At 61.1% G+C, this 25,268-nt stretch carries 20 protein-coding genes and 4 tRNA genes; 13 read left to right on the top strand and 11 right to left on the bottom strand.

Features of this window, described 5'->3' with window-relative positions:
- The first annotated feature begins 28 nt into the window (after positions 1-28).
- Positions 29-1,903 carry an MFS transporter gene (locus QRN70_RS07135; protein ID WP_285416620.1) on the top strand — a complete coding sequence of 625 codons (1,875 nt, stop codon included), beginning with the start codon at positions 29-31 and terminating at the stop codon, positions 1,901-1,903.
- Between the two features lie 123 nt (positions 1,904-2,026).
- Here QRN70_RS07135 and sugE read toward each other — a convergent pair whose 3' ends face one another.
- The 3 genes from sugE to rdgC all read right to left on the bottom strand — a co-directional run bounded on the left by sugE (position 2,027) and on the right by rdgC (position 4,519).
- On the bottom strand, positions 2,027-2,341 hold the full coding sequence (sugE, locus tag QRN70_RS07130) for a quaternary ammonium compound efflux SMR transporter SugE (RefSeq protein WP_095139452.1): 315 nt from the start codon (positions 2,339-2,341) through the stop codon (positions 2,027-2,029).
- 120 nt (positions 2,342-2,461) lie between these two features.
- The gene (locus QRN70_RS07125) at positions 2,462-3,427 is read right to left on the bottom strand and encodes a bile acid:sodium symporter family protein (protein ID WP_285416617.1); all 966 of its coding nucleotides are present in this window, start codon (positions 3,425-3,427) and stop codon (positions 2,462-2,464) included.
- A 171-nt stretch (positions 3,428-3,598) separates the two neighbouring features.
- On the bottom strand, positions 3,599-4,519 hold the full coding sequence (gene rdgC, locus QRN70_RS07120; RefSeq protein ID WP_285416616.1) for a recombination-associated protein RdgC: 921 nt from the start codon (positions 4,517-4,519) through the stop codon (positions 3,599-3,601).
- A 159-nt stretch (positions 4,520-4,678) separates the two neighbouring features.
- On the opposite strand from rdgC, the gene QRN70_RS07115 reads away from it, so the two are divergent.
- The 4 genes from QRN70_RS07115 (at position 4,679) to QRN70_RS07100 (ending at position 5,219) form a co-directional block, all read left to right on the top strand.
- A tRNA-Val gene (locus tag QRN70_RS07115) sits at positions 4,679-4,754 on the top strand.
- A gap of 19 nt (positions 4,755-4,773) precedes the next feature.
- Positions 4,774-4,850 (top strand) — tRNA-Asp (locus QRN70_RS07110).
- A 197-nt stretch (positions 4,851-5,047) separates the two neighbouring features.
- Positions 5,048-5,123: transfer RNA gene (locus QRN70_RS07105), tRNA-Val, on the top strand.
- Positions 5,124-5,142: 19 nt separating this feature from the next.
- Positions 5,143-5,219: transfer RNA gene (locus tag QRN70_RS07100), tRNA-Asp, on the top strand.
- Positions 5,220-5,366: 147 nt separating this feature from the next.
- Here QRN70_RS07100 and QRN70_RS07095 read toward each other — a convergent pair.
- Positions 5,367-6,503 (bottom strand): catalase family protein, encoded by a 1,137-nt coding sequence (locus QRN70_RS07095; RefSeq protein WP_502941569.1) that lies wholly within the window; start codon positions 6,501-6,503, stop codon positions 5,367-5,369.
- A gap of 26 nt (positions 6,504-6,529) precedes the next feature.
- Positions 6,530-8,341, bottom strand: a complete 1,812-nt coding sequence (locus QRN70_RS07090; protein WP_285416614.1) for a di-heme-cytochrome C peroxidase — start codon at positions 8,339-8,341, stop codon at positions 6,530-6,532.
- A gap of 270 nt (positions 8,342-8,611) precedes the next feature.
- On the opposite strand from QRN70_RS07090, the gene bamJ reads away from it, so the two are divergent.
- From bamJ to QRN70_RS07055, 7 genes are all read left to right on the top strand, one after another.
- The gene (bamJ, locus tag QRN70_RS07085) at positions 8,612-9,328 is read left to right on the top strand and encodes a BamJ family beta-barrel-assembly machinery protein (RefSeq protein WP_285416612.1); all 717 of its coding nucleotides are present in this window, start codon (positions 8,612-8,614) and stop codon (positions 9,326-9,328) included.
- A gap of 293 nt (positions 9,329-9,621) precedes the next feature.
- Positions 9,622-10,077, top strand: a complete 456-nt coding sequence (locus tag QRN70_RS07080) for a YkvA family protein (RefSeq protein WP_285416610.1) — start codon at positions 9,622-9,624, stop codon at positions 10,075-10,077.
- A 114-nt stretch (positions 10,078-10,191) separates the two neighbouring features.
- Entirely contained in the window at positions 10,192-10,533 is a 342-nt protein-coding gene (locus QRN70_RS07075; RefSeq protein WP_285416608.1) for a helix-turn-helix domain-containing protein, read from the top strand.
- The gene (locus QRN70_RS07070; RefSeq protein WP_003223109.1) at positions 10,530-10,901 is read left to right on the top strand and encodes a hypothetical protein; all 372 of its coding nucleotides are present in this window, start codon (positions 10,530-10,532) and stop codon (positions 10,899-10,901) included. The genes QRN70_RS07075 and QRN70_RS07070 overlap by 4 nt, the downstream gene beginning before the upstream one ends.
- Positions 10,902-11,309, top strand: a complete 408-nt coding sequence (locus QRN70_RS07065; protein WP_285416607.1) for an SEL1-like repeat protein — start codon at positions 10,902-10,904, stop codon at positions 11,307-11,309.
- A gap of 229 nt (positions 11,310-11,538) precedes the next feature.
- Complete coding sequence (locus QRN70_RS07060) at positions 11,539-16,182, top strand: RHS repeat protein (protein WP_285416606.1); 4,644 nt, start codon at positions 11,539-11,541, stop codon at positions 16,180-16,182.
- Positions 16,179-16,487: a contact-dependent growth inhibition system immunity protein gene (locus QRN70_RS07055; protein ID WP_285416605.1), complete on the top strand. Its 309-nt coding sequence runs from the start codon at positions 16,179-16,181 to the stop codon at positions 16,485-16,487. Before QRN70_RS07060 ends, QRN70_RS07055 begins: the two co-directional genes overlap by 4 nt.
- A 151-nt stretch (positions 16,488-16,638) precedes the next feature.
- On the opposite strand, the gene QRN70_RS07050 is transcribed toward QRN70_RS07055, so the two are convergent.
- Entirely contained in the window at positions 16,639-18,429 is a 1,791-nt protein-coding gene (locus QRN70_RS07050; protein ID WP_285416603.1) for a bifunctional diguanylate cyclase/phosphodiesterase, read from the bottom strand.
- A 134-nt stretch (positions 18,430-18,563) separates the two neighbouring features.
- The gene (locus tag QRN70_RS07045; RefSeq protein ID WP_285416602.1) at positions 18,564-20,648 is read right to left on the bottom strand and encodes a carboxy terminal-processing peptidase; all 2,085 of its coding nucleotides are present in this window, start codon (positions 20,646-20,648) and stop codon (positions 18,564-18,566) included.
- 181 nt (positions 20,649-20,829) lie between these two features.
- On the opposite strand from QRN70_RS07045, the gene QRN70_RS07040 reads away from it, so the two are divergent.
- Positions 20,830-21,792 (top strand): zinc-binding dehydrogenase, encoded by a 963-nt coding sequence (locus QRN70_RS07040; RefSeq protein ID WP_285416601.1) that lies wholly within the window; start codon positions 20,830-20,832, stop codon positions 21,790-21,792.
- Positions 21,793-21,888: 96 nt separating this feature from the next.
- On the opposite strand, the gene QRN70_RS07035 is transcribed toward QRN70_RS07040, so the two are convergent.
- The 4 genes from QRN70_RS07035 to QRN70_RS07020 all read right to left on the bottom strand — a co-directional run bounded on the left by QRN70_RS07035 (position 21,889) and on the right by QRN70_RS07020 (position 25,264).
- Positions 21,889-22,542 (bottom strand): HAD family hydrolase, encoded by a 654-nt coding sequence (locus tag QRN70_RS07035; RefSeq protein WP_285416600.1) that lies wholly within the window; start codon positions 22,540-22,542, stop codon positions 21,889-21,891.
- A 112-nt stretch (positions 22,543-22,654) separates the two neighbouring features.
- Positions 22,655-23,644: an ABC transporter ATP-binding protein gene (locus QRN70_RS07030; RefSeq protein ID WP_285416598.1), complete on the bottom strand. Its 990-nt coding sequence runs from the start codon at positions 23,642-23,644 to the stop codon at positions 22,655-22,657.
- Positions 23,641-24,441 (bottom strand): ABC transporter permease, encoded by an 801-nt coding sequence (locus QRN70_RS07025; RefSeq protein WP_285416596.1) that lies wholly within the window; start codon positions 24,439-24,441, stop codon positions 23,641-23,643. The genes QRN70_RS07030 and QRN70_RS07025 overlap by 4 nt, the downstream gene beginning before the upstream one ends.
- Positions 24,428-25,264 carry an ABC transporter permease gene (locus QRN70_RS07020; protein WP_285418041.1) on the bottom strand — a complete coding sequence of 279 codons (837 nt, stop codon included), beginning with the start codon at positions 25,262-25,264 and terminating at the stop codon, positions 24,428-24,430. Before QRN70_RS07020 ends, QRN70_RS07025 begins: the two co-directional genes overlap by 14 nt.
- Between the last annotated feature and the right edge of the window lie 4 nt (positions 25,265-25,268).

The following is a 25,268-nucleotide window of genomic DNA, read 5'->3' as shown; positions in this document are numbered from 1 at the left end:
CTCTACCGACCTCAGGGAAACACGGAAGATGAGTCATCCCTCACAGTTCAACCTGCTTCGCACCCGGCGCTTTCTGCCGTTTTTCATCACGCAATCGCTCGGTGCGTTCAACGATAACGTGTTCAAGCAGTCGCTGATCCTGGCGATTCTCTATCGGCTGACTATCGAGGGTGACCGCTCGATCTGGGTCAACCTGTGTGCGCTGCTGTTCATCCTGCCGTTCTTTCTGTTTTCGGCGCTGGCCGGACAGTTCGGCGAAAAATTCGCCAAGGACGCGTTGATCCGTCTGATCAAGCTCGCGGAAATCGCCATCATGGCAGTGGGATCGATCGGCTTCCTGTTCGATCACCTGTCGTTGATGCTGGTGGCCCTGTTTGCCATGGGCACCCACTCGGCGCTGTTCGGGCCGGTGAAATATTCGATCCTGCCGCAGGCCCTGCGCGAGGATGAACTGGTCGGCGGCAACGGCCTGGTGGAAATGGGCACGTTCCTGGCGATCCTCGCCGGCACCATCGGCGCCGGGATCATCATGTCCTCAAGCCATTACGCGCCGTTGGTGTCGGCAGCGATTGTCGGCATCGCGGTGCTCGGCTACCTGGCCAGCCGCAGCATCCCGCGAGCAGCCGCGGCATCGCCGCAAATGCGCCTGAACTGGAACATCTTCAGCCAGTCCTGGGCCACACTGCAGCTGGGCCTGGGGCAGACGCCGGCGGTGTCGCGTTCGATCGTCGGCAACTCGTGGTTCTGGTTTGTCGGGGCGATTTACCTGACGCAGATCCCGGCCTACGCCAAGGAATGGATGCATGGCGACGAAACCGTGGTGACGCTGATTCTCACCGTGTTCTCGGTAGGCATCGCCCTCGGTTCGATGCTTTGCGAGAAGCTCTCCGGGCGCAAGGTCGAGATCGGCCTGGTGCCGTTCGGCTCGTTTGGCCTGACCGTGTTCGGTCTGTTGTTGTGGTGGCATTCCGGTGGAATCCCGGACAGCGCCAGCGGCCACAGCTGGATTGAGGTGCTCGGTTTCGGCCACGCCTGGGCGGTGCTGCTGGACATCCTCGGTCTCGGCATATTCGGCGGTTTCTACATCGTGCCGCTGTATGCGCTGATCCAGTCGCGCACCGCCGAGAACGAACGCGCGCGGGTGATTGCGGCCAACAACATTCTCAACGCCTTGTTCATGGTGGTGTCGGCCATTGTCTCGATTGTGCTGCTGAGTGTGGTCAAGCTGTCGATTCCGCAGCTGTTCCTGGTGGTGTCGCTGCTGAACATCGGCGTCAACGCCTACATTTTCAAAATCGTTCCCGAATTCAGCATGCGCTTCATGATCTGGCTGCTCAGCCATTCCATGTACCGCGTCGAGCACCGCAATCTCGAGGCGATCCCGGATGAAGGCGCGGCGCTGCTGGTGTGCAACCACGTGTCGTTCGTGGATGCCTTGTTGATCGGCGGTGCGGTGCGTCGGCCGATTCGCTTTGTCATGTACTACAAGATCTACAACCTGCCGGTGCTGAACTTTATCTTTCGCACCGCCGGGACGATTCCGATTGCCGGACGTCAGGAAGACATTCAGATCTACGAAAAGGCCTTCACCCGCATTGCCCAGTATCTGAAGGACGGCGAGCTGGTGTGCATCTTCCCGGAAGGCAAGTTGACCGCCGACGGTGAGATCAATGAGTTCAAGGGCGGGCTGACGCGGATTCTCGAAGAGACACCGGTGCCGGTGATTCCGTTGGCATTGCAGGGGTTGTGGGGGAGTTTCTTCAGCCGCGATCCGAACAAGGGCGTGTTCAAGCGATTGTGGTCGCGGGTGACGCTGGTGGCGGGTGCGCCGGTGGCAGTTGAAGCGGCGGAGCCAGTGAAGTTGCAGGGGTTGGTGGGAGAGTTGCGGGGCAGCGTCAGATAATCGGTGCTTGTGCTGGCCTCATCGCTGGCAAGCCAGCGCCCACAGGTGTTCTGGATTTACACAAGATCTGTGTTCACCGCGAATCCCTGTGGGAGCGAGCCTGCTCGCGAAAGCGCTAGTTGCTCAAGCGCTGACCTTGAGGCCAATCAACCCGGTGACGATCAACGCGACACTGGCCAGGCGAATCAATGCCATCGACTCGCCAAACAGAATGATCCCGGCAATCACCGTGCCCACGGCACCGACCCCGGTCCAGATCGCATACGCCGTACCCAGCGGTAACTCCTTCATTGCCAGCCCCAACAGGCCAAGGCTGATGGCCATGGCGGCAACGGTCAGGACGGTGGGGAGCGGGCGGCTGAAGCCATCGGTGTACTTCAGGCCGACCGCCCAGCCGACTTCGAACAGGCCGGCGAAAAACAGAATGATCCAGGACATGAAAGACCTCCATCGATTGACGGGGTCGTCCCCAGAATGAATGACTCGAGCGAGCCGCAGGGTCGTCCCCGCGTGGCGCGATATGTTGCCGATCATTAACCCGGGGATCAAGTTTCGGGCTCAATCGGCTGCTTGTTGCGCCGAGGCCTCGCGGTCGTGTTTTTCGCTCATGCGCCGGAAGTACGTCGACAGCAACGCCCCGGAGATGTTGTGCCAGACGCTGAACAGCGCACTGGGCACCGCCGCCAGCGGCGAGAAATGGGCACTGGCCAGCGCGGCGCCGAGCCCGGAGTTCTGCATGCCGACTTCCAATGCCAGCGACTTGCGCTGGGCCAGTGGCAGCCCGAACAACCGTCCGGTGAAATAACCCAGCAGGTAACCGAAGCTGTTGTGCAGCATCACCACCGCCATGATCAGCAGGCCGGATTCGGCGATTTTCGCCTGGCTGGCGGCCACCACGGCCGCGACGATGATGACGATGCTGACCACCGACACCAGTGGCAGTACGTCCACCGCATGGCGAACCTTGTCGCCGAGCAGACGCTGGGCGACTACGCCGAGGATGATCGGCAGCAGGACCACCTGCAGAATCGACCAGAACAGTTCCATGAACGATACCGGCAGCCACGCCGAGGCCAGCAGCCAGATCAGCGCCGGGGTCAGCAGCGGAGCGAGGAGGGTGGTGACGGCGGCGATCGCCACCGACAGCGCCAGGTCGCCCCGGGCCAGCCAGGTCATGACGTTGGACGACGTGCCGCTCGGGCAGCAACCGACCAGGATCACCCCGACGGCAATCTCGGCGGGCAGCTGAAATACCTGGCAGAGCAACCAGGCCATGCCCGGCATGATCACGAAGTGCGCGACCACACCCAGCGCCACGCGCCACGGGTGGCGAGCGACGGCAGCGAAGTCGTCGAGTTTGAGGGTCAGGCCCATGCCGAACATCACCAGCCCGAGCAAGGGCACGATGGCGCCTTTGAGGCCGACGAACCACGTCGGTTGCAGGAACGCGAGGACCGCGAAAATCAGTACCCAGTAAGCGAAGGTATTGCCGACAAAACGACTCAATGCAGCCAGTGCACGCATGGCCTGTTCCTTATTATGTGAAAGCGTTAGGAAGCTAAGCATACGGTGCTTGCAAAAAGATCGCAGCCTTGGTCAGCGCCTGCAGGAAAACAAATCCCCTGCAGGCGCTGACCAAGGCTGCGATCCTGGCTTTTTCAGGCGCCCTCGAACCGGAGGGCGCCGGGGAGCGGTTTAGATCCCCTGTGGCGTCTCTTCACCGCCCAGCGCTTCGACCAGCGCCGGCAGGAAGTCGCCGAAGGTCAGCATCATCAGGGTGAAGCTGGCGTCGAGTTGACCGAGGGCTTCGTCGCCGCCGTCCTGCTCTGCCTGATCCTGCAACAGGTCTTCGAACTTCAGGCGTTTGACCGTCATCTTGTCGTCGAGCATGAACGACAGCTTGTCCTGCCAGGCCAGAGACAGCTGCGTAACCACTTTGCCAGTGCTCAGGTGCAGCTGGATTTCTTCGCTGGTCAGGTCCTGACGCTTGCAGCGCACGATGCCGCCGTCTTCATGGGTGTCGCGCAGTTCGCATTCGTCGAGAACGAAGAAGTCCGGCGCGGCTTGCTGGGTGGTGACCCATTCGGTCATCACCGCGGTCGGCGCGGTTTTCACGGTCAGTGGACGCACGGGCAGGGTGCCGATCACTTCGCGCAGGGTCGACAGCAGGTCTTCGGCACGTTTCGGGCTCGCCGAGTTGACCAGGATCAGGCCCTGTTTCGGCGCGATGGCGGCGAAGGTCGACGAGCGGCGGATAAAGGCGCGCGGCAGGAAGGCCTGGATGATTTCATCCTTGATCTGGTCGCGTTCCTTTTTATAGACCTTGCGCATCTGCTCGGCTTCGATCTCTTCGACCTTTTCCTTGACTGCATCGCGCACGACGCTGCCTGGCAGAATGCGTTCTTCTTTACGGGCCGCGACCAGCAGGAAATCACCGCTGACGTGCACCAGTGGAGCATCTTCGCCCTTGCCGAACGGCGCGACGAAACCGTAGGTGGTCAACTCCTGGCTTGCACATGGACGCGCCAGTTTGCTGGCCAGTGCAGTTTCCAGCGCCTCGGCATCGACAGGCAGGTCTTGGGTCAGGCGATAGATCAGCAGGTTCTTGAACCACATGGGGTGAGTCTCTCCTTTATACAAAGGGGGGCATTATTCTCTTCGCCGTGGCATAGGCCAACCCTTCTCTAAGCCTTTGGAAGGCCTGAGAAAATTAATTAAAAAAGTGCTTGCCAGAGGTGGGGGCGCTCCGTAGAATGCGCGCCACACCGAAGCGAAGGGTGATTAGCTCAGCTGGGAGAGCGTCTGCCTTACAAGCAGAATGTCGGCGGTTCGATCCCGTCATCACCCACCATTCGTTTCAAGTGTTACGCGCAGCGGTAGTTCAGTCGGTTAGAATACCGGCCTGTCACGCCGGGGGTCGCGGGTTCGAGTCCCGTCCGCTGCGCCATATTCGGTAACCTGGAACACTGAACGTCAGGTCACCACGGAAAAACCCGCTGAGGCGGGTTTTTTTCTGTCTCAAGTTTGTACCTTGTTCCATCGGGTCGCGTGAATTCATCGGTTTTCGGATTTTTTTGAAAAAACTTCAATTAAATCAACACTTTACGAAAACTTGTGGCATAATGCGCCCCGTAACGAAGCGAAGGGTGATTAGCTCAGCTGGGAGAGCGTCTGCCTTACAAGCAGAATGTCGGCGGTTCGATCCCGTCATCACCCACCATTCGTTTCAAGCGTTTCGCGCAGCGGTAGTTCAGTCGGTTAGAATACCGGCCTGTCACGCCGGGGGTCGCGGGTTCGAGTCCCGTCCGCTGCGCCATATTCGGTAACCTGGAACACTGAACGCCAGGTCACCTCAAAAAGCCCGCCAAGTGCGGGCTTTTTGCTTTCTGCGGTTTGGCTTTCGCCTGGCCTAGGGCATGAAAAAAAGCGACCTGCGGGTCGCTTTTTTTGTTTGTGCCCTCGCTTACTGGCTGGCGTTGCGGCTGTGGCGGTAATCGCTCACTGCTTCGTACACCGCTTTGCGCAAGCGGTTGATCCCGCCGATTGGCCGGTGTGCCTCGATGCCGAACCACGGATTGAACGACAGGTTGTCGCATTGCAGATTCAGTGCCGGGGTGTCGAAGTCCTGCGGCGGCAGGGTGATGCTCGCCACGGTTTCGAACGGCGAATCCTGCTCGCGCCACTCGATGCTGGTGTCCTCGATGGGCATGTACTTGTGTGCGTCCTGACGCTGAATCTGCAACACGAAACACGCCGGCACGCGATCGGTCGACAGCTGTTGATTCAAGGCGCTGCGCAGGAAGTTCGGCAGATCCCGATTCTGCTTCGGCAGGGTGTAGGCCGGGCAGTTGTCCGGGTCCGGCGCCACCCGGAACTTGGCGTTGGCGTCGCCGAATTTATACGGCGACACCGAAAAGTAGGTGCTCTGCGTCGGGCTCGGCGGCGCTGGAGACAGCGTCGCCAGGGCAATCAACAGGTGGCGGATCTGCCAGTTGCGCGGATCCCAGCCCGGAAAAAACGCCATGACCTTCTTGCCATCGGCCTGTGCCGCCACGTTCTGCCGGTATTCGGCGACATCGCTGACAAAGAAGTTCGGGTGGCTGAACATCACGAAATCCTGCTCGTGCAGGCCTTGGCGGTCGTCGAGCAGCGGCTTACCTGCTACGTCGTGCAGTTTGATCGCCATGCCCCGGGCATCGCGGATGCTGTCGAACTGCGGGTAAGCGTTGCCGTTGGACAGGCGGATCGTCGCCTGCCAGATTTTCCCCGGTTCGCTGAATACCCCCTGGCGCAACGCCTGCGCCAGATCCGGCAACACCTGTACCTGGGCCTTCACGCAGCCATGGGCCTTGGCATGGGCATCGCGCAGGTAACGGGTGCTTTCCCGGTGCTGATCGACGATGCGTACGGCTGTCTGGATCACGTCCTGGGTCATGGCCGCTTCGCCGGGCGGAATCTGCTCCACGGCCGACACCGGGCCGCGGTGCTGCCAGGCGAACCAAGCGCTCGCTGCACCCCAGCCGACCAGGCCGATGACCAGCAACAACAGCAGCAGTCTGCCGAGCCAGTGTCCCAGCCATAGCCAGAAGCGCGCCAGCAGCGAGGGTTTTCTATACGAATTGAGCATCATGGCAATTGCGCCTCCAGCGGGCCGCCCAGCACTTTCAGGTATTCCAGCAGCGCCCAGCGCTCCTCAGGCAGCAGCAACCGGCCGATCACCCCGTTGCCGCGCGCGCCGGCGCGGAATTCATGGCCGCTGTTGTGGTTGCCGGTGATCCGCGTGTCGAACACAAAGCCATTGTCGAAGGCTTCGGTGCGGTAGCCGAGGTGGCGCGGGTCGTATTCGAAGGTGCCCTTGTAGAATGTGATGGCGCGCTCGTCCTGAGGCGACAGCAACTGATAAAGGCTGGGCACCGAGCCGTTGTGCAGGAACGGTGGCGTGGCCCACACGCCGGCCAGCGGTCGGGCTTTGTAGGCGACTTTCTCGCGCACGCCGATCGGCAGGCCGAAACCGTCGAACCGGGCTTTTTCCTCGGCCGAGGTGATCCCGGCCTCGCGATAGGCGCGCCCCTCGACGAAGGCCGTGACGTAGGCCAGGCCCTTGGCCACCGAGACCTGGCTCAGATCCAGCGGTGTCTTCGGCTCGGGATGCAGCTTGACGTCCATCCGTGCCAGCTCCGCCGGGTCCCATTGCAGCGCCGTCAGGTCGAAGCGGTGGTTGGCGATGTTGTCGGCCGCACCCGGATCGGTGCCGATGACATCGACGGGGAGCATGTGCAGATGCTGCACCCAGCGTTCGCCTTCCTGGGTCACGCGCGGGACGTGACACCCCGCGCAATTCTCGGCGAACAGTGCGCGTCCCTTGGCCGCCAACGGTTTGTCGACCGCGCCGAACACCTCTTCCGGCCAGGCGGGGGGTTGCAGTTTTTGCAGGGTTTCCTCAATGGTATGCAGGTCGCGTACACGGACGCTGGAGGCATAGCGCGCATCGCCTTGCAGCGGCTGACCGTTGGCATCGAAGAAATTCAGCGTGGCGCCCACGCCCAGCGCCTCACCGATGTTGCGCGCCATCGGCTGCTGCGCCGAGCCGTTCCACTGCACCCAGTCGAATGTCCACATGTCCCACAGTTGCGGGTAATCCACCGGGGCGTTGGCCACACGGTAATTGGCGGGGGAGATCGCATCGCCGAAGGTCGCGTTGGCTATGCGTCCGAATGCATCGGTGCGCCCCGGGCCTTCCTCGGTGGGGTAGAGGCCGCGGTGAGTGTCGTTCCACGCGACTTTGACAAATGTATTCAGCGAGGCTTTGAAATCCTGGCGCAATTGCGCGTGGCGCGCCTCGTAGTCGTCGCCGAGCACGGTGCGGGCGAAGCGCTCGAATTTCCACGGGTTGTAGTACGTCGAGGCAAGGCTGGCGACCAGGGCCTGGCCGAAACTGCCGCCACGCAATGTCGGCACGCTCGAGGGCAGCACGTGTTGCGCGGCGCCGCCATCGATGCGTACTGCCTGACCGTTGAAGCGCAGTTCGCCGGTATGGCAGGCGGCGCAGGTGATGTCCAGGTAGTGTTCGCTGCTGCCGGGATTCTGATGCCGGGCGAAGCCTACCGGCAGGTTGCCGGGGTTGTCCGGCGTGGCGTGCTGTTGCGGGTCGACCAGAAAGCCGAAGCGCGCCAGGTATTGCGGGGTGGCAAAGCGCTGCTGCGAAAACGGCAGCTCGAGGGCTTCGAACCATTCGTAGCGCAGGCCTTTGACCTGGGTACCCTGGGGGGTGAAGTAATAGGTCTGGCGTTGTTCTTCAGTCCATTGCGGCAGGTAATGCACCTGTTGCGGCGGGGTCTGGAAGGGCAGTTTCGGATTGGCGATGTAGTACAAGACCACCGCCAGGGCCAGTCCCAGAAGCACTACGATCAGGATCAGCACACGGTATAAGAGGCGCAAGATAAACGTCCTTGTCGAATTGTTGCGCTGTTATGCCTGAGCCGGGCCGTATGCGGCAAGTGGCCATTACGCCAAGTGTCGTGGGAAGCGACATCAGCCGACGTGGGAGAAAGATGACAGAAGCTTCATCGTCACTTTTTTCAAATGCGTTTTAATCCCTGAACTTATCAGCGGTTTCCTGCTCTCATGCCGGTAGCCATTGGTCGTGGCGGCCTGATAAGCTCGCGGCTTTACTCGATTGCCCTTTCGGCGCATGAACAAGGAAATAGCATGAAACAGCATCGGTTGGCGGCGGCGGTAGCCCTGGTTAGCCTGGTACTCGCGGGTTGTGATTCGCAGACCAGCGTAGAGCTGAAAACCCCGGCGCAGAAAGCTTCCTACGGTATCGGCCTGAACATGGGCAAAAGCCTTGCTCAGGAAGGCATGGATGATCTGGACTCCAAAGCGGTAGCCCAGGGCATCGAAGATGCCGTCGGCAAGAAAGAACAGAAGCTGAAAGATGAAGAACTGGTCGAAGCCTTCGCCGCGCTGCAGAAGCGTGCCGAAGAGCGCATGGCCAAGATGAGCGAAGAGTCGGCAGCCGCCGGCAAGAAATTCCTCGAAGAAAACGGCAAGAAAACCGGCGTGACCACCACCGCTTCCGGTCTGCAGTACGAAGTGGTCAAGAAAGCCGACGGCCCACAGCCTAAGCCGACTGACGTGGTGACCGTTCACTACACCGGCAAGCTGACCAACGGCACCGTTTTCGACAGCTCCGTCGAGCGCGGCAGCCCGATCGATCTGCCGGTCAGCGGTGTGATCCCGGGTTGGGTCGAAGGTCTGCAACTGATGCACGTTGGCGAGAAGTACAAACTGTACATCCCTAGCGATCTGGCTTACGGCGCACAGAGCCCGAGCCCGGCAATCCCGGCCAATTCCGTTCTGGTCTTCGACCTGGAACTGCTGGCCATCAAGGATCCAGCCAAAGAAGACGCCGCTGCCAAGTAAGCAGCGCCGCTTTCAAGACAACGCCTCGCCTATGCGGGGCGTTGTTGCATCTGGTCGACGGCAAGGGTAAACAGAGCGAACCGATGCGCCTCAGCGCAGTCCTAGACTTTGAGGCTGCCCGCGCTAGACGCCCTGAGCCGCCAAGTCAATGAAATATTGGGCTTTTTTATGTGAGTAAAAAACGCCCGATCTGAGCGCAGCCCTTATGAAACGGGGCTCTCAGCGCTGAAATGCAGCTCTGTTCACAAGGTTATCCACAATTTGTGTGGATAACATTTCAACGGGAGAAATAGATGAAAGCTCCATGGAATTTCGCCCGATTTCTGCCCTTGGCCGGACGGCTGCTGGCCCGAGGCCGCCTGCCGACTCTGTTGTTCGCCGTGGCCAGCAAGGGCGCCGCGCAAGGCAACCGCCTCGGCAAATTGAAGGACGACCTGCGCCTGCTCCAGGCCCTGTGCCTGGCTTACTGGCGCGGCGAGTACCGGGCGATCAGTCCAAAGGCCATCATCTCGGTGGTGGCAGGGCTGATGTATTTCCTCAGTCCGGTGGATGCCATCCCGGATTTCATTCCGGTTTTTGGCATGCTCGATGACATCGCCGTCCTTGCCTGGCTGATGAAGACCCTCGACGATGAGCTCGGCGCATTCCGTCTATGGCGCAATCGGCAGGCGCCGGAAAAGCTGCGCGTGGTCGAGCGGCTGCCCGATACCCCTGAGCAACTTCAGTTGCAGGGCCCGAAAAAGTCCTGAATGGCGTCAGACTCTTGCACAGATAGATACCCCCCACGACCTTGGCCGCTGTTAGGATTACACTTCTAGGGAAAAGTGCCGACTCGCTAAGTGTTGTTGTCCTACGGGGTAGTCATGGATATTCAGATAATTGCACGCGATGGCGAACCCGAATACGCGGTTCTGCCGTGGGCTCAGTATCAGGCTCTACTGAAAGCAGCAGGCATCAACGAAACACCGTCGCGTCCGGCCGCAGCGCCTGTCGCGGCCACCACGGACCCGATTCTTCCAGGTCTGGATCAATTACGCAGTTTGCGCGAAGGGAAGGGCATCGCCATCGAGGCGCTGGCCCGCACGGTAGGCATCAGCCCGTCATACCTGGCCATGATTGAAAGTGGCGAGCGTCAGCCCGACGCCGCGATTCGCCGCAGCCTGGCCTGGGAGTTGACGGTGCCGGGTTGGAGGGATGAATCGTGAGCGTACGCATCAGTCGTCAACATTGGGACGGATTGCTGGGGGAACTCGATCAGGCGCGCCGACAGCGTCATCTGCTGACCTACCGGGCGCTGCTGGAACGTCTGCAACTGCCGACGCCGGCCATGCAGACCCTGACCGCCGCGCTTGAGCACCTGGCCGCACTGGACGCCAAGGCCGAGCAGCCATTGCGCAGCTCGCTGGTGATCAGCCAGGGCGCCAGCCGCCTGCCGCGCACCGGTTTCTTCGAGTGTGTCGAACGCCTGGGGCGTTTTTCCGGACCGTCCGACGGTGTCGCCGCCGCCTCCTGGCATGCTTCGGAAGTGGTGCGGGTGTTCGAGTACGAATATCCCGAATCGGCAGAGGCCTGAGTGTTTCTGCGGCTCAAGGCGCGGGCCGGGTACTGGCTCGCCCGCCGGCTGTTCCACTGGGCGTGGTTCGTCCGCCAGCCGCGCGGCTGGCATTGGCTGGAAGGCCAGTTCGCCCGCATGGCCAATCTCGGTGATGTCGGCGCCCAAAGCTTCTACGGGCACATCCTGACGTTTCGCGGAGTCGGCCTGGGCGCGCGCGAGGAAGGCGTGCGTTTGTTGCGGCTGGCGGCGCAGGCCGGCGATGGCAAGGCGGCCTATCAGGTCGGCGTGATCAGCCTCGCCGGCACGCCGAGCCAGGCCCCGGATCCCGCGCAAGCCCGACGCTGGTGGGAGATGGCGGCCAAGGCCGGGCATCCGCTGGCCGAGCTCAAATTGAAGGAATTGGCAGGCCGCGACGAGTCGCCGTGAGCCATCGGCAAAACCCAAGAACGGGGCGCGAGGGAAACCTTGCGCCCCGTTTTTTTGCGCCCGCTTGTTGATGAACCTTATTCGCAGACTTCTCCTACATCCATCGCCTACTCGCCTGACTTCTTTTCCGACTGATCCGCTGCAAAGTCCTCGCGCCTAAATTTCTGCGCGAGGGAACGTTCATGTTCGACCCGGTTTTTCATTTCACTCTGCGCACGGGATCGCGCTGATGGAGGCCGTCAGCCGTATCGAGCAGGAGCTCGAGCGCTTTCCCGACACCCTCAGCCTTTATCGCGACCAGCTCGGACACTGGTTGAACCGTGCCGCTGAGCAGATCAGTCACACCACCGATCTGCCGTCGCTGATGGGTATGGAGCGGGTCATCCGCTTCGGCGAGCAAAGCAAGGCCGTCAGCAGCACCGACGAGCAATTTTCCAGCAGCGTGGTCCAGTGCCCGAAGAGCGGCCTGTTGGAGATCGAGAGCAAGTTCGAATCGGTCTACGACATTCCGTTGGGCAACATCGCTGTCGACGTAGTGGCGGTGGAGGGCGGCGCGGTCGAGTCGATCACCCTGGATGCGCAGGGCAAGGCGTCGTTTCGCGGAACACCGGGGAAGTTCTATCGGCTGTTGGTGCACGGCGCGGTCAGCCCGGAGCAGGTCGATGGGCTTTTCGAGTCCTACGACGGACTGACCCGGCAGCTGAATGGATGGCTGCGCAGCGAGTGGCAAGGGTTCAAGCCGCAGTGGTCGCAGGACGTGCTCCCGGCGGTCGGCAACGGCATGCTGGCCGGGAGCTGGGCGGCGCTCGAGGGGGTGTGGGACAGCATTGGCCTGCTGTCGGAGATCCTTCAGGATCCGAAGCAGTTTGGTGAACGCTTGGGCAGCGGTGCGGATCAGCTGATCGAGCTGGCTGAAACGGCGCCTGAAGTGATGGCAAAACTTCAGTTGCTGGTCAGCGATGAAGCGGCGCTGTGCCTGTTACTGCGCACCGCCAGCCTCTGGCTGGACATGCTGCCCCCCAGCGAAGTGGCCGGCAAAACCGCCGAAGCGCTGTCGATGGTGGTGGTGCAACTGTTGATCGATGTGCTGATAGGCGTTGTCCTGACGTTTGTCGGCGCGGCGGCCGGTGCCGCTTATCTGACCTTGCGCCTCGCCCACCGTGGCGCGCAGCTGATCGCGGCGGTCACGCGTCTGGTCAAGGCGCTGTTCAGCATCGTCAAAACCTTCATCGACTATGTCGACCAGTACAAGGCAATCGCCGCCCGTGGCCTCGCCGCGGGCGTGAAAAAGGGCCGCCTGCAACTGCGCTGGGATGCCAGGCGCAACACGTCGCTGAAGAAAGACGAGCAACACGACGACGCCCCCGATCAAGCGAAAAACCCTAATGGCGACAGCACCGATTACGTCGAGCTGACCTGCAAGAACGGCTGCCCGGTGTCGATGGTTACCGGCGAGGAGTTGCTCACCCTCACCGACGGCGTGCTCGACGGTCTGCTGCCCTTCGAGTTCACCCGCCTGTACCGCACCAGCGCGGTGGAGATCGATGTCGGCCTGGGGTTTGGCTGGAGCCATTCGCTGGCCCATCGGCTGGAGTTTGATAGCGATGCTGTGGTTTGGGTCGATCACGAGAACCGCCGCACGCGGTTGCCGCTGCCGAGTGTCGAGCGCCCGGCGATCCACACCAGCCTGTCGCGGGCAGCGATTTTTCTGGGCGACGAGCCGGAGGAACTGATCCTCGCGCTGGCGGGGGAAGCGGCGCGGTTTTATCACTTTCGGGCTGGGCGTCTGACTGCTGTCAGCGATGCCTACGGCAATCGTCTGACGGTGCATCGGGATCTTTCCGACCGGATTCAGCGGCTGGATAACGGAGCCGGTCGTTCGCTGCTGTTGCGCTATGAGCGGGCGCACCTGATCGCGGTCGATTATCAGGTTTTTCGCGAGTCTGCCTGGCGCACCGAGCAGACGCTGGTCAGCTACCGCTTTGATGCCCGTCATCGGCTGATCGAGGCGTCGAACGCAATTGGCGAGGCTGAGCGTTACGACTACGACGACCAGCACGTCATCCTGCAACGGCAACTGGCCGGCGGTGCGAGCTTCTTCTGGGAATGGCAGCGCGCAGGCAAGGCGGCGCGTTGCGTGCGGCACTGGGCGTCGTTTTCGCAGATGGACACGCGTTACGTCTGGGATGACGCCGGTCGCGTCACGGTGCATTACGTCGATGGGGCTGAGGAAACTTACGTCCATGACGACACCGCTCGGCTGGTACGTCAGGTCGCGGCGGACGGTGGCGAACAGCTCAAGGCCTATGACGCGCAGGGCCGGCTGGTCGCCGAGCAGGATGCGCTGGGCGCGGTTACCGAGTACCGCTACGACGAAGTCGGACGGCTGATCGCGCTGATTCCGCCGGACGATGCGCCGACGTCCTACGAATACCGCAACGGCTTCCTGCACAGTCGCTCGCGCGGCGATGCCGTGTGGACGTACCGGCGCAATGCCCAGGGTGATATCACCGAGGCGGTCGATCCGGACGGCCAGGTCACCCATTACCACTTTGACGCGCAGGGACGGTTGCTGTCGATCCGTTATCCGGATTCCGGGCGCCACGTGTTCGTCTGGAACGACCTCGGCCAGTTGATCGAGGAAAGCTTGCCGGACGGTGGGGGCCGGAGGTTTTCCTACGACGCTTTGGGGCGGCGGATTACTGCGCAGGACGAGCATGGCGCGATCACCCGCCATGTCTGGGACGCCGTTGGCCGGCTGATCCAGACCACTTCGCCAAACGGCGCCACCCGCGCCTGGTCCTACAGCGCCTACGGCCAGATCACCGCCGAACGCGATGAACTGGGGCGCATCACCCGTTACGAGTATGACGACGACCTGCACCTGGTCTCGCGCCGGATCAATCCCGACGGCACACAGGTCCAGTACCGCTACGACCATGCGCAGTTGCTGCTCACGGAGATCGAGAACGAGTCCGGCGAAAAATATCTTCTGGACTACACGCCCACCGGATTGATCCGACAGGAAACCGGCTTCGACGGTCGACGCACGGCGTATGCCTACGACCGCAATGGCAACCTGCTGGAAAAGACCGAGTACGGCGACGACGGCTCGACGCTGGTCACCGGCTATCAACGAGATGCTGCTGGGCGCTTGCTGCTCAAGACCTTGCCGGACGGGGTCGAGGTCAGCTACCGCTATGACCGGTTAGGCCGGTTGGTCGGCGTCGACGACGGCCAGGATTACCCACTGGCCTTCGAATACGACGTGCAGGATCGTCTGGTGCGCGAGCATCAGGGCTGGGGCACCTTGCGTTACGCCTACGACGCCTGCGGCCAGCTCAAGCGTCTACGTCTGCCGGACAACAGCAAGCTCGACTACCACTATGCCAAGGGCGGCGCGCTGACCGCGATCGACCTCAACGGCGCCTTGCTCACACGGCACGTCTACCAGAACGGCCGCGAACAACAGCGCCAGCAAGGCCTGCTCCTCAGCGAATACACCTACGACGAACAGGGCCGCTTACGCGCCCACGCCGTAGGCCATCAACGCAATGCGCTGTACCGCCGGGACTTTGCCTACAGTGCCAACGGCAACCTCGAACTCATCGCCGACACCCGCCACGGCCAGCGCAGCTACACGTACGACGCCCTCGACCGGCTGATCCGCGTACGCCACACCCGCGACGACCTGCCGGAAAACTTCGCCCACGACCCGGCCGGCAACCTGCTGACGCAGGACCGTCCGGGCCCGACACAGATCAAGGGCAATCGCCTGCGGCTGCAGGGCGACCGCCATTACGACTACGACGCCTTCGGCAACCTGCTCCGCGAACGCCGCGGCCGCGCGCAAACACTCGTCACCGAATACCGCTACGACTGCCAGCACCGCCTGATCGGCCTCACGCGCCCCGACGGCACCAGCGCCGCCTACCAATACGACGCCTTCGGCCGACGCATTCGCAAAACCGTCGACGGCCAGACCACCGAGTTCTTCTGGCAAGGCGATCACCTGATCGCCGAAAGCAGCCCGACCCAACACCGCAGCTTCATCTACGAGCCCGGCACCTTCCGCCCGCTGGCAATGCTCGACGGCAAAGGCCCGAAACGCGCCTGCCCGTTCTACTACCAACTCGACCACCTCGGCACCCCGCAGGAGTTGACCGACTACAGCGGCGACATCGTCTGGTCAGCCAAATACAGCGCCTACGGCAAAGTCACCTCGCTGGAACTGGCGACCGAGGATTACCTGGACCAGCCGCTGCGGTTTCAGGGGCAGTACTTCGATGCGGAAAGCGGACTGCACTACAACCGGCACCGGTATTACGACCCGGAGGTGGGGCGGTATCTGACGCCGGATCCGGTGAAGCTGGCGGGTGGGTTGAATCAGTACCGGTACGTGCCGAATCCGACGGGGTGGGTGGATCCGTTGGGGTTGGCTTGTGCGCCGTGTCCGGGGGCAATAGAAGCTGATGGACCTTATAGTGAAATAGTTCCTGGTGGCGGTTTGTCTACGCATGAGGCTCAGGGCGGGCACTTAATCGCCAGACATATTGGTAGAACTGATGCGCAGTTAGCCCAGAGATTAATGGCGGAGCCACATATTCCAGCAGCCTCTACATTTTCCGATCGCGCCGGAGCCGAGGCCGCAGTTTCAGAGGCTTTGAGAGTAAATGCGCAAAAGGTGCAAGATTTTTTAAATAGCAGTAAAGGAAAGACCACTATCACCCATTATCTCAACCGGCCAGTGGGGGTGAGCTTGCTCAACGGCGCCACACATCCTCAGCCGGCACTCAAGCTCCTACTAGTCCTTAAAAAAGACCCTACACTCCCTTTAGGATATTTTTTGCTAACCGGATTTCCAGAACTATGACTCACGAATTTCCAGAGCTTCACGATTTTTTTGGGGCCTACTTTCATCAGGACTGGCTAATAGAACACGCCACTCCCGATAAAGTTATAGCAGACTTCTTACAAGCTTCCGATGCGGAAATAGTACAGTTGGTCTGTAGAGAGTTGCAGCTCCTGCTAGCTCAAAATAAAGATGAATTGGCGATGAAAGATTACTTGTTGAGAAATCTTAGTTGCTATTACTGCTATTGGAATGAGTGGGCTTCCGGTCGAGCATGGTTAAGCTATGTGTTGGCTGCACTTCAAGATGGGATACGGTTAGAGTGAAGTGCTTTCGTGGTAAGTTTGGCGGTGCATCTATACAAAGTGTTTTGCGTATTTGGATGGCTCGACTTGGTCGCTCGCATACGATTATGTGTGTTTCTGCAGGCATTAATATTTTAGACGTGCTAATCGCATGAGTTCTGCTTGTGTCGAATCACCGATGTCCGTGTTTAAGTGTTTCTACAGGTACCTGCGCGAAAAGGCTATCAATCAAATGCACGCTATACCCCGGAACATTCTTCGCATGATGCTTCGCCTGCGAAGCCATCTCCGCCACCTGACTCGCATCCAGCTGCGCGCAAGCGTCAGGATGCAAATGCACCACGCCAATGGACAATGACAGCAACGGAAACTCCTGCCGAATACCTTGGCGGTTCGGCGCAACGAAACAACCCGCTTCGAGGTGCTCCGGGCGGTAGAAGCGCCGGCACTGGCTCTGGAAGTCGTCGAGCAGTTGGTTGAGGCGTTTGCGCCAATCCTCCGGGCCGAGCACCAGCAGGAAGTCGTCGCCGCCGATGTGGCCGACGAAGTCGCGGGAGGGGTCGACGCGTTCATTGAGGCATTGCGCCAGGCACAGCAGGACTTCGTCGCCACGGCCGTAACCGTAGATATCGTTGAAGGGTTTGAAGCTGTCGATGTCGACGTAGCAGATGACCGACTCACGGCCCTGTTGCAGCAGGCGCGTCAGGCATTGCTGGATCGGCACGTTGCCAGGCAGAAGGGTCAGCGGGTTGGCGTAGCGAGCCTGCTGGATTTTCAGTTCGGTGATCAGTTTCAGCACGTCAATCACCCGGCCGAGCCCCAGATAGCTGCCGTTGAGGGTGATGATGAAGTCTTCTTCGATGCGTTGCCGGGCGCGGCTGGTGATCAGGCGACTGACCTGTTGCAGTGACTGGCTCATTTCCACGGCGAGGAAGTCGTCGCTCATCAGGCGGCTGATCGGTTTGCGCGCGAACAGGTCGGTGGCAAACGGTTTGAGCAACGCATCGGACAACGAATGCCGGTGGACGATGCCACACGGCTGACCCTGCTCGTCCAGCACGGCCAGCGAGTTGAGGTTTGCCTGGCGGCGGAAGGCTTCCAGCACGGTGGCGGTCGGCGTATCGCGGTTAACGGCCGGTTGATCGTTGAGCAGCGCGCTGAGGTCGCTGCCTTCATCGTTCAGCGCAACGGCGCTGCTGTCGTGCTTGGGCATCAACGCGCGAGCATCGCGCGGCGGCTGTTCCTGCGGGCGTCCGAGCAGGTAGCCCTGCACCAGATCGACACCCATCTCGGTCAGTACCGCCAGCTCATCCGGCAATTCGATGCCTTCGGCAATCACCTGCGCCCGCGAGGCCTTGGCGATTTGCAGGATCGAGCCGACGAACTCGCGTTTGAGGGCATCCTGATGGATGCCATCGATGAAGTGTCGGTCGATCTTTACGTAATCCGGGCGCAGTTCCGACCATAAGCGCAGGCTCGAATAGCCGGCCCCGAGGTCGTCCAGCGCAATGGAAAATCCCATGGCCCGGTAGTGATGCAAAGCGTTTTGCAGCAACTGGAAGTCATCGATTGGCGTCTGCTCGGTGAGTTCGATCACCACCTGGCTTGGCGGAATGCCGAAATCCTGCAGCAACTGCAGGGTGCGCCCCGGTTGGTGCGCGGCCTCGAGCAGAGACTCCGGTGAGACGTTGAGGAACAGCTTGCCCGGCAGCTGTTGTTCGTTGAAACGCCGACACGCGCTTTGGCGGCAGGCGATTTCCAGTTCACTGAGGCGGCCGGCCTGACGGGCGACGGCGAACAAGGCGATCGGCGAGTGCAAAGGGCTGTTGGACGGGCCGCGAGTCAGCGCTTCATAGCCGAGAATGCGTCGTTCGGAGAGGCAAATGATCGGTTGGAACAGACTGTGCAAACCGCTTTGAGTCAGGATCGAGCTCAAGGCACTCAGCTGTTCGGTCGTGGTCATGGCAATCTCTGGCGATAAAAAAAGGACTGGGAGCGCTCTCGATGAAGAGATCCGCTCCCAGTCCTTTATTGCACGACAGAATGATGACTGTTTGATGACGATCCGGGGATCGTCAGCATTAAATTGCCATCACCTTACTTCTTGGCCACCTGATTGCTCAGCTTCAGGTAATCGAGCAGGACGCGCCCGGTTTCGCTCAGGTAGGCGTCGTCTTCTGGCTTGACCTTGTCTGGCTCGGCAGCGGCAAGTGCGTCTTCGTCTTCTTTCTTCAGCTCTTTGAGCGGTTCTTCGCCTTTGGCTTTGCGACGGATGTTCTCCATCACCAGTTGCTTGGCGTCGATGTCGGCGTGCTGGGCACGACGCTCGGCTTCATTGAGGCTGACGGTTTTTTCTTCGAGCAGCTTTTGCGCCAGGGCCAGTTTGTCACGGATGAAGACGAACTCCGCGTCCTTGGCGCTGCGCGTATCGTGTTCGGCCTTGAGTTGCGCCAGGTACGGCTTGAACGGGTCGACCGCCGGTTTGATCGCGGCTTTGATGGTGTCCCACGGCATGGCTTCCGGCAGGGCGCTCTCACCGATTTCCTTGGTGTCGATCAGCGACGGGTAGTCGATGTCCGGCAGTACGCCTTGGTGCTGGGTGCTCTGGCCGGAAACCCGGTAGAACTTGGCCAGCGTCAGTTTCAGCTCGCCATGGTTCAGCGGCTGGATGGTCTGCACAGTGCCTTTGCCGAAGGTCTGGCCGCCGATGATCAGCGCACGGTGGTAGTCCTGCATGGCGCCGGCGAAGATCTCCGAAGCCGATGCGGAAAGGCGGTTGACCAGCAGCGCCATCGGGCCCTTGTAGAACGCCCCTGGGTTTTCATCTTCCAGCACGTCGACACGGCCATCGGCATTACGCACGAGTACGGTCGGGCCCTTGTCGATGAACAGGCTGGTCAGCTCGGTGGCTTCCTGCAGGGAACCGCCGCCGTTGTTGCGCAGGTCGATGACCACGCCGTCGACTTTCTCTTTCTGCAGTTCGGTCAGCAGCTTCTTGACGTCGCGGGTGGTGCTCTTGTAGTCCGGATCGCCGGCACGGAAAGCCTTGAAGTCGAGATAGAAGGCCGGGATCTCGATGACGCCGAGCTTGTAGTCCTTGCCGTCCTGTTTCAGGTTCAGCACGGATTTCTTCACGGCCTGGTCTTCGAGCTTCACCGCTTCACGGGTGATCGACACGATCTTGCTGGTCTGGTCGCTCGGCGCATTGCTTGCCGGGATGACTTCCAGGCGGACCACGGTGCCTTTCGGGCCGCGGATCAGCTTGACCACTTCGTCCAGGCGCCAGCCGACCACGTCGACCATCTCTTTGTTGCCCTGGGCAACGCCGATGATCTTGTCGGCCGGGGCCACCTGCTTGGTCTTGTCGGCCGGGCCGGCCGGCACCAGACGCACGACTTTCACCTGGTCGTTGTCGCTCTGCAACACAGCGCCGATGCCCTCCAGGGACAGGCTCATGTTGATGTCGAAGTTCTCCGCGTTATCCGGCGACAGATAGTTGGTGTGCGGGTCGTAGGACATGGCGAAGGTGTTGATGTACGCCTGGAAGATGTCTTCCGCGCGGGTCTGGTCCAGGCGCGCCAACTGGTTCTTGTAGCGCTTGGTCAGGGTTTCCTGGATCTGCTTGGAATCCTTGCCGGCGATCTTCTGCCGCAGGACTTCGTCCTTGACGCGTTTGCGCCACAGGTCGTCGAGTTCCGCGGTGGATTTGAGCCAAGGGGCGTCCTTGCGATCGATCAGCAAGGTTTCCTTGGTGGTGAAGTCCATCTTGTCGACGCCCTTGTTCAGCTCGGCAAGGGCAAAGTCCAGGCGCGCCTTGACGCGGTCCAGATAGCGCTTGTAGATGGTGAACCCGGCGTTGAGGTCGCCGCTCTTGAGGAAGTCGTCGAACTGGGTCTTCCACTTGTCGAATTCGGCGATGTCGCTGGCCATGAAGTAGCTGCGCGACGGGTCCAGCAGCTTGATGTAGCTGTCGTAGATGATCACCGAGCGGGCATCATCGAGCGGCGGCTTGCTGTAGTGGTGACGCTTGAGCAGTTCGACGACGTTCAGACTGGCGATCACTTCGTCGCGATCAGGCTGCAACTTGTCCCAGCTGTTGGCTGCGAATGTGTTGCCCGACACCGGCATGAGACCGATACCGATGAAAAGAGCGAGGGCGGTGCTGGGGAGCAGATGCTTCATGCTGATTCGACGCGGGGACAATTGATAACGCATATTAGGCCGTCTTTGAAGTCGCCGGTACCTCCACGCTCTGCAAGAAAACTGCCGTTGAGTTTTCCCACAGACCCCAGGGCCGGTCGCATAATGCAAAAAGCCCGGCGCTATAGCTTCGGGCTCAGTCCAGACTCACTATGGAGGCAGTGTGAAGGCATTGCAAGGCGTTGAAGGTCAAGTGGCATGGGTTGAAGAGCCGAGTCCTACATGCGATGTAGGACAAGTTCGCATTCGAGTGGCGGCAGCCGGCCTCAATCGCGCCGATTTATTACAGAAAGCCGGGCTTTATCCGCCGCCTCCCGGGGCCAGCCAGGTGCTCGGTCTGGAGTGTTCCGGGGTGATCAGCGAGGTCGGCGCCGGGTCCTCGTGGCAGGTCGGTGATCGGGTTTGCGCCTTGCTGGCCGGGGGCGGGATGGCCGAAGAAGTGGTCGTCGACGGACGGCATGTGCTGCCGGTCCCGGAGGGCGTGTCGCTGGTTGAGGCCGCGGCGCTGCCCGAGGTGTATGCCACCGTCTGGCTCAATGTATTTCAACTTGCTGCGCTCAAGCCGGGTGAGAAGGTTCTTCTGCATGCCGGGGCAAGTGGCATCGGTTCAGCCGCCATTCAGCTGTGCAAGGCGTTCGGCAATCCGTGCTGGGTCAGCGTCGGTTCCGCCGAGCGGTTGCGTTACTGCGAGGCTCTAGGCGCGCAGGGCGGGGTGGTGCGCAGCGGCGACCTCGACAGCCTGCGCGACTTCGGACCGTTCGACGTGATCCTCGACCCCGTCGGCGGCAATTACGCGGCGTTGAATCTCAAGCTGCTGGCGCAGGATGGTCGTTGGGTACTGATCGGCCTGATGGGCGGCCGCGAGGCGAACCTGGATCTGGCCCAGGTGCTGGCCAAGCGCGTGCAGTTGCTGGGGTCGACGTTGCGCAGCCGTGACGATCAGTTCAAGGCCGATCTGTTCAGTGACCTCAGCCAGCACGTCTGGCCGCTGTTCGCCGAAGGACGCCTGAAACCGCAACTGGCCAGGACGTTCGCCATCAAGGACGCCGAGGCAGCGTTCGCCGAACTGGCGAGCAACACAGTGGCGGGGAAGGTGGTGCTGGTGATTGACGACAGTCTGAGTTGATTGGACCGACAAGCGCAAAAGATCGCCGCCGCCGATAGCTCCCACGGGGAACACACCATCCCGATGCAGACTGCCGGCGGCGGCGATCTTTTGCTTTTATTTCCAGAGATGGATCGGCCAGCCGGCGTTTTCGGCGTGCTCGCGCAGCACCGGATCCGGATTGACCACGTGCGGGTAGTCCACCTTCAGCAGCAGCGGCAGGTCGTTGCGTGAATCGGAATAGAAGCTTGCGCCCTCGAGGTTTTCCTCTTCGGCATCCAGCCATTCCAGCAGGCGGGTGATCTTGCCTTCGCGGTAGGTCAGAGTGCCGACGGTGTGGCCGCTGTACACGCCATGCGCCACGTCCAGTTCAATGCCCAGCACTTCATCGATGCCGAGGCGGTCGGCAATCGGCTTGACCAGGTGCGTGCCCGAGGCCGAGATCACCAGAATGCGGTCGCCGGCCTTGCGGTGGGCGGCGATGGTTTTCGTCGCGTCACTGAAGATGATCGGTTCGATGAAGTCTTCGACCCACGGCCCGACCAGGTGCTCGACTTCTTCCGGGGTGCGTCCGATCAGCGGCTCGAGGCTGAAGTCCATGTAGTCTTCCATGCGCAACTTGCCATGGCTGTAGGCGTCCATCAGCTCGTTGTTCCTGCGCATGAACGACTCGGGATCGACCCAGCCCAGGCGCCCCATCTGCTCGCTCCAGAGGGTGGCGCAGTCGCCGTGGATGAGGGTTTCGTCCAGATCAAAAATTGCCAAAGCCATCGGTTCTCTCCGAGAACAGCTGCGAGCTACAAGCTTCGAGCTGCAAGAATTGGAATCAGGTTTCGCCGCAGTCTACAGCTTGAGGCTCGCAGCTCGAAGCGTGCAGCTGCTCTCAAGCCACTTCGCACAGGGCCGTCGGATCGATGGAAAGCGCCAGGCGCTGACCGTCGGGGTGCAGATCCGCCGCCGAGCGGTTGAGCACGTCCACGACCAGTTCCACCCCGCGCGCCTCGACGCGGTAGCGGATGACGTTACCGAGCAGGCTGTGGCTGCGGATCTGCGCATCGAGTTCGCCGTCGAGACTCAGCTCGATGGCTTCCGGACGAATCGCAATGCGGTGGTTGACCGGCCGTTGCAGCAGCTTCGACGCGCTGTCGGGATCGAGCAGGTTGTAGTTGCCGATAAAACCGGCGGCGAACACATCGACCGGGGCGGTGTAGAGGGTTTCGGCGTCGCCGCTCTGAACGATTTTCCCTTGGTTCATCAGGAAAATCCGGTCGGACATGGTCAAGGCTTCTTCCTGATCGTGGGTGACGAAAATCGTCGTCAGACCCAGCTCGCGCTGGATCTGCCGGATCTGTTCGCGCAGGTGCTTGCGAATCCGTGCATCGAGGGCCGACAGCGGTTCGTCCAGCAGCAACAGGCGTGGGCGAGTGACCAGTGAGCGGGCGAGGGCGACGCGCTGGCACTGACCGCCGGAGAGCTGGTGCGGATAGCGGCTGGCGAAATCGTTGAGTTCAACCAGTTTCAACACGTCGCTGACCCGCTTGTGGCTGTCGTCGGCGTTGACCTTCTGCATGCGCAGGCCGAAGGCGACGTTCTGCTCGACGGTCATGTTGGGGAACAGCGCATAGCTCTGGAACACCATGCCAATGCCGCGTTTCTGCGGCGTCAGCGGCACGATGTCGACGCCATCGAGGAGAATCTTGCCGCCATCGACCGGCGTCAGGCCGGCGATGCAGCGCAGCAGGGTGGATTTGCCGCAACCGGACGGGCCGAGCAGGGTGACGAATTCACCCTTGTTGATCTCGCAGTTGATGTCGCTGAACACCGTGGTGCCCGCGTAGTTCTTCTGCAGATGTTGGACGCTGACATAGCTCATTCGCTTTTGTCCTTGTTCAAGATGTTGGCGACCCAGGTCAGGACCAGCACAAAAAAGAAGTAGGAAATCACCAGCGCACTGGTGAAGTGGCCACTGCTGTTACGCATGTTGTTGAGGTAGACCTGCAGGGTTTCGTAGCGGGTGCCGACGAGGATATTGGCAAACACGAACTCGCCGAACAGGAAAGAGAAGGACAGCAGCAACGCCACCATCAGGCCCTTGCGCAGGTTCGGCAGGACCACCAGGAACGCCGCCTGGAAGGTACTGGCACCGAGCAGTTGCGCGGCGTCCATCAGGTCGCGCAGGTTGATCGCCTGCAGGTTGTTGGTGATCGCCCGGTACATGAACGGCAGCGCCACGGTGAAGTAGCAACCGATCAGGATCCACGGCGTACCGACCATCGCCAGCGGTCCGGAACCGTAGAGCTGCAGCAGCCCCACCGACGACACCACCGGCGGCACGGCGAAGGGCAGCAGGATCAGGATGTTCATCAGCGCATCGAGTTTCGGGAAGTGGTAGTGCACCACGAACAGCAGCGGCAGGATCAGCACCACTGACAGCACCAGCGCACCGACACACACCAGCAGCGACTGGCCGAAGGCGTGCAGGAAGCGCGGGTCGCTCCACAACTGCAGGTACCACTTGAAGGTGAAGCCGCTGGGCAGGATGGTCGCCGACCAACTGCTGGCAATCGAATAGATCAGCGTGCCCACCAGTGGCAGCAGCAGGATGGCGAACAGCAGGTAGACCACGACGCGGTGGTAGACGCCGGCCGGGCCGGATTCAGCGCGAGACATGGTAGCTCCTCTTCAACAGCAATTGATGCACGACAGTGACGAGGGTCATCAGCGCCACCAGCACCACGGCCAGGGCACTGGCCAGGTTCGGATCGAGGGAGATATCGCCGGACACCATCGCCGCGATACGGATCGGCAGCACGTTGAAGTTGCCGGTGGTCAGCGCGTAGACCGTGGCGTAGGCGCCGAGGGCGTTGGCCAGCAGGATCACGAAGGTACCGAGCAGCGCCGGGGTCAGCACCGGCAGGCCGATATGGCGCCAGAACTGCCAGCCGTCGGCGCCGAGCAGTGCCGCCGATTCGCGCCAGTCTTCGCGCAGGGCGTCGAAGGCTGGGTAGAGCAGGAGCACGCCGAGCGGGATCTGGAAGTAGGTGTAGAGCAGGATCAGGCCGGTTTTCGAGTACAGGTTGAAGTCCTCGATGATCCCCGCCTGCTTGAGCATGATGGTGATGCTGCCGTTGAACCCGAGCAGGATGATGAACGCGAAGGCCAGGGGCACGCCGGCGAAGTTGCTGGTCATGTTGGCGAAGGCGTTGACGAAGTTGCGCAGCTTCGAGTCGACCCGGCGCAATGAGTAGGCGCCGAGCACGGCGATGACGATGCCGAACACGCTCGACCAGAAGCTGATTTCGAGGCTGTACTGGATCGCTTGCAGGTAGAACTTCGAACTGAAGATCCGGCTGAAGTTGGCCAGGCCCCAGCCGGACTCCTCCGATTGCAGGCTGTTGATCATCACCCAGATCAGCGGGGCGATTTCGAAGACGATGAAGAACAGGGCGAACGGCACCAGGCACAGGGCCGCCAGCCATTTGCCGCGAGTCATGGCA

Origin of the sequence: Pseudomonas sp. efr-133-TYG-5 (assembly GCF_030209175.1) — a bacterium.
Classification (GTDB): Bacteria; Pseudomonadota; Gammaproteobacteria; order Pseudomonadales; family Pseudomonadaceae; genus Aquipseudomonas.
The sequence above is the reverse complement of the archived record's forward strand: the minus strand, read 5'-3'. Positions and strand labels throughout refer to the sequence as shown.

Coding starts and splice junctions, on each gene's coding strand:
- QRN70_RS07135 (WP_285416620.1), top strand. CDS start 29: ATGAGTCATCCCTCACAGTTCAACCTGCTTCGCACCCGGCGCTTTCTG.
- sugE (WP_095139452.1), bottom strand. CDS start 2,341: ATGTCCTGGATCATTCTGTTTTTCGCCGGCCTGTTCGAAGTCGGCTGG.
- QRN70_RS07125 (WP_285416617.1), bottom strand. CDS start 3,427: ATGCGTGCACTGGCTGCATTGAGTCGTTTTGTCGGCAATACCTTCGCT.
- rdgC (WP_285416616.1), bottom strand. CDS start 4,519: ATGTGGTTCAAGAACCTGCTGATCTATCGCCTGACCCAAGACCTGCCT.
- bamJ (WP_285416612.1), top strand. CDS start 8,612: ATGAAACAGCATCGGTTGGCGGCGGCGGTAGCCCTGGTTAGCCTGGTA.
- QRN70_RS07080 (WP_285416610.1), top strand. CDS start 9,622: ATGAAAGCTCCATGGAATTTCGCCCGATTTCTGCCCTTGGCCGGACGG.
- QRN70_RS07075 (WP_285416608.1), top strand. CDS start 10,192: ATGGATATTCAGATAATTGCACGCGATGGCGAACCCGAATACGCGGTT.
- QRN70_RS07060 (WP_285416606.1), top strand. CDS start 11,539: ATGGAGGCCGTCAGCCGTATCGAGCAGGAGCTCGAGCGCTTTCCCGAC.
- QRN70_RS07055 (WP_285416605.1), top strand. CDS start 16,179: ATGACTCACGAATTTCCAGAGCTTCACGATTTTTTTGGGGCCTACTTT.
- QRN70_RS07050 (WP_285416603.1), bottom strand. CDS start 18,429: ATGACCACGACCGAACAGCTGAGTGCCTTGAGCTCGATCCTGACTCAA.
- QRN70_RS07045 (WP_285416602.1), bottom strand. CDS start 20,648: ATGAAGCATCTGCTCCCCAGCACCGCCCTCGCTCTTTTCATCGGTATC.
- QRN70_RS07035 (WP_285416600.1), bottom strand. CDS start 22,542: ATGGCTTTGGCAATTTTTGATCTGGACGAAACCCTCATCCACGGCGAC.
- QRN70_RS07030 (WP_285416598.1), bottom strand. CDS start 23,644: ATGAGCTATGTCAGCGTCCAACATCTGCAGAAGAACTACGCGGGCACC.
- QRN70_RS07025 (WP_285416596.1), bottom strand. CDS start 24,441: ATGTCTCGCGCTGAATCCGGCCCGGCCGGCGTCTACCACCGCGTCGTG.
- QRN70_RS07020 (WP_285418041.1), bottom strand. CDS start 25,264: ATGACTCGCGGCAAATGGCTGGCGGCCCTGTGCCTGGTGCCGTTCGCC.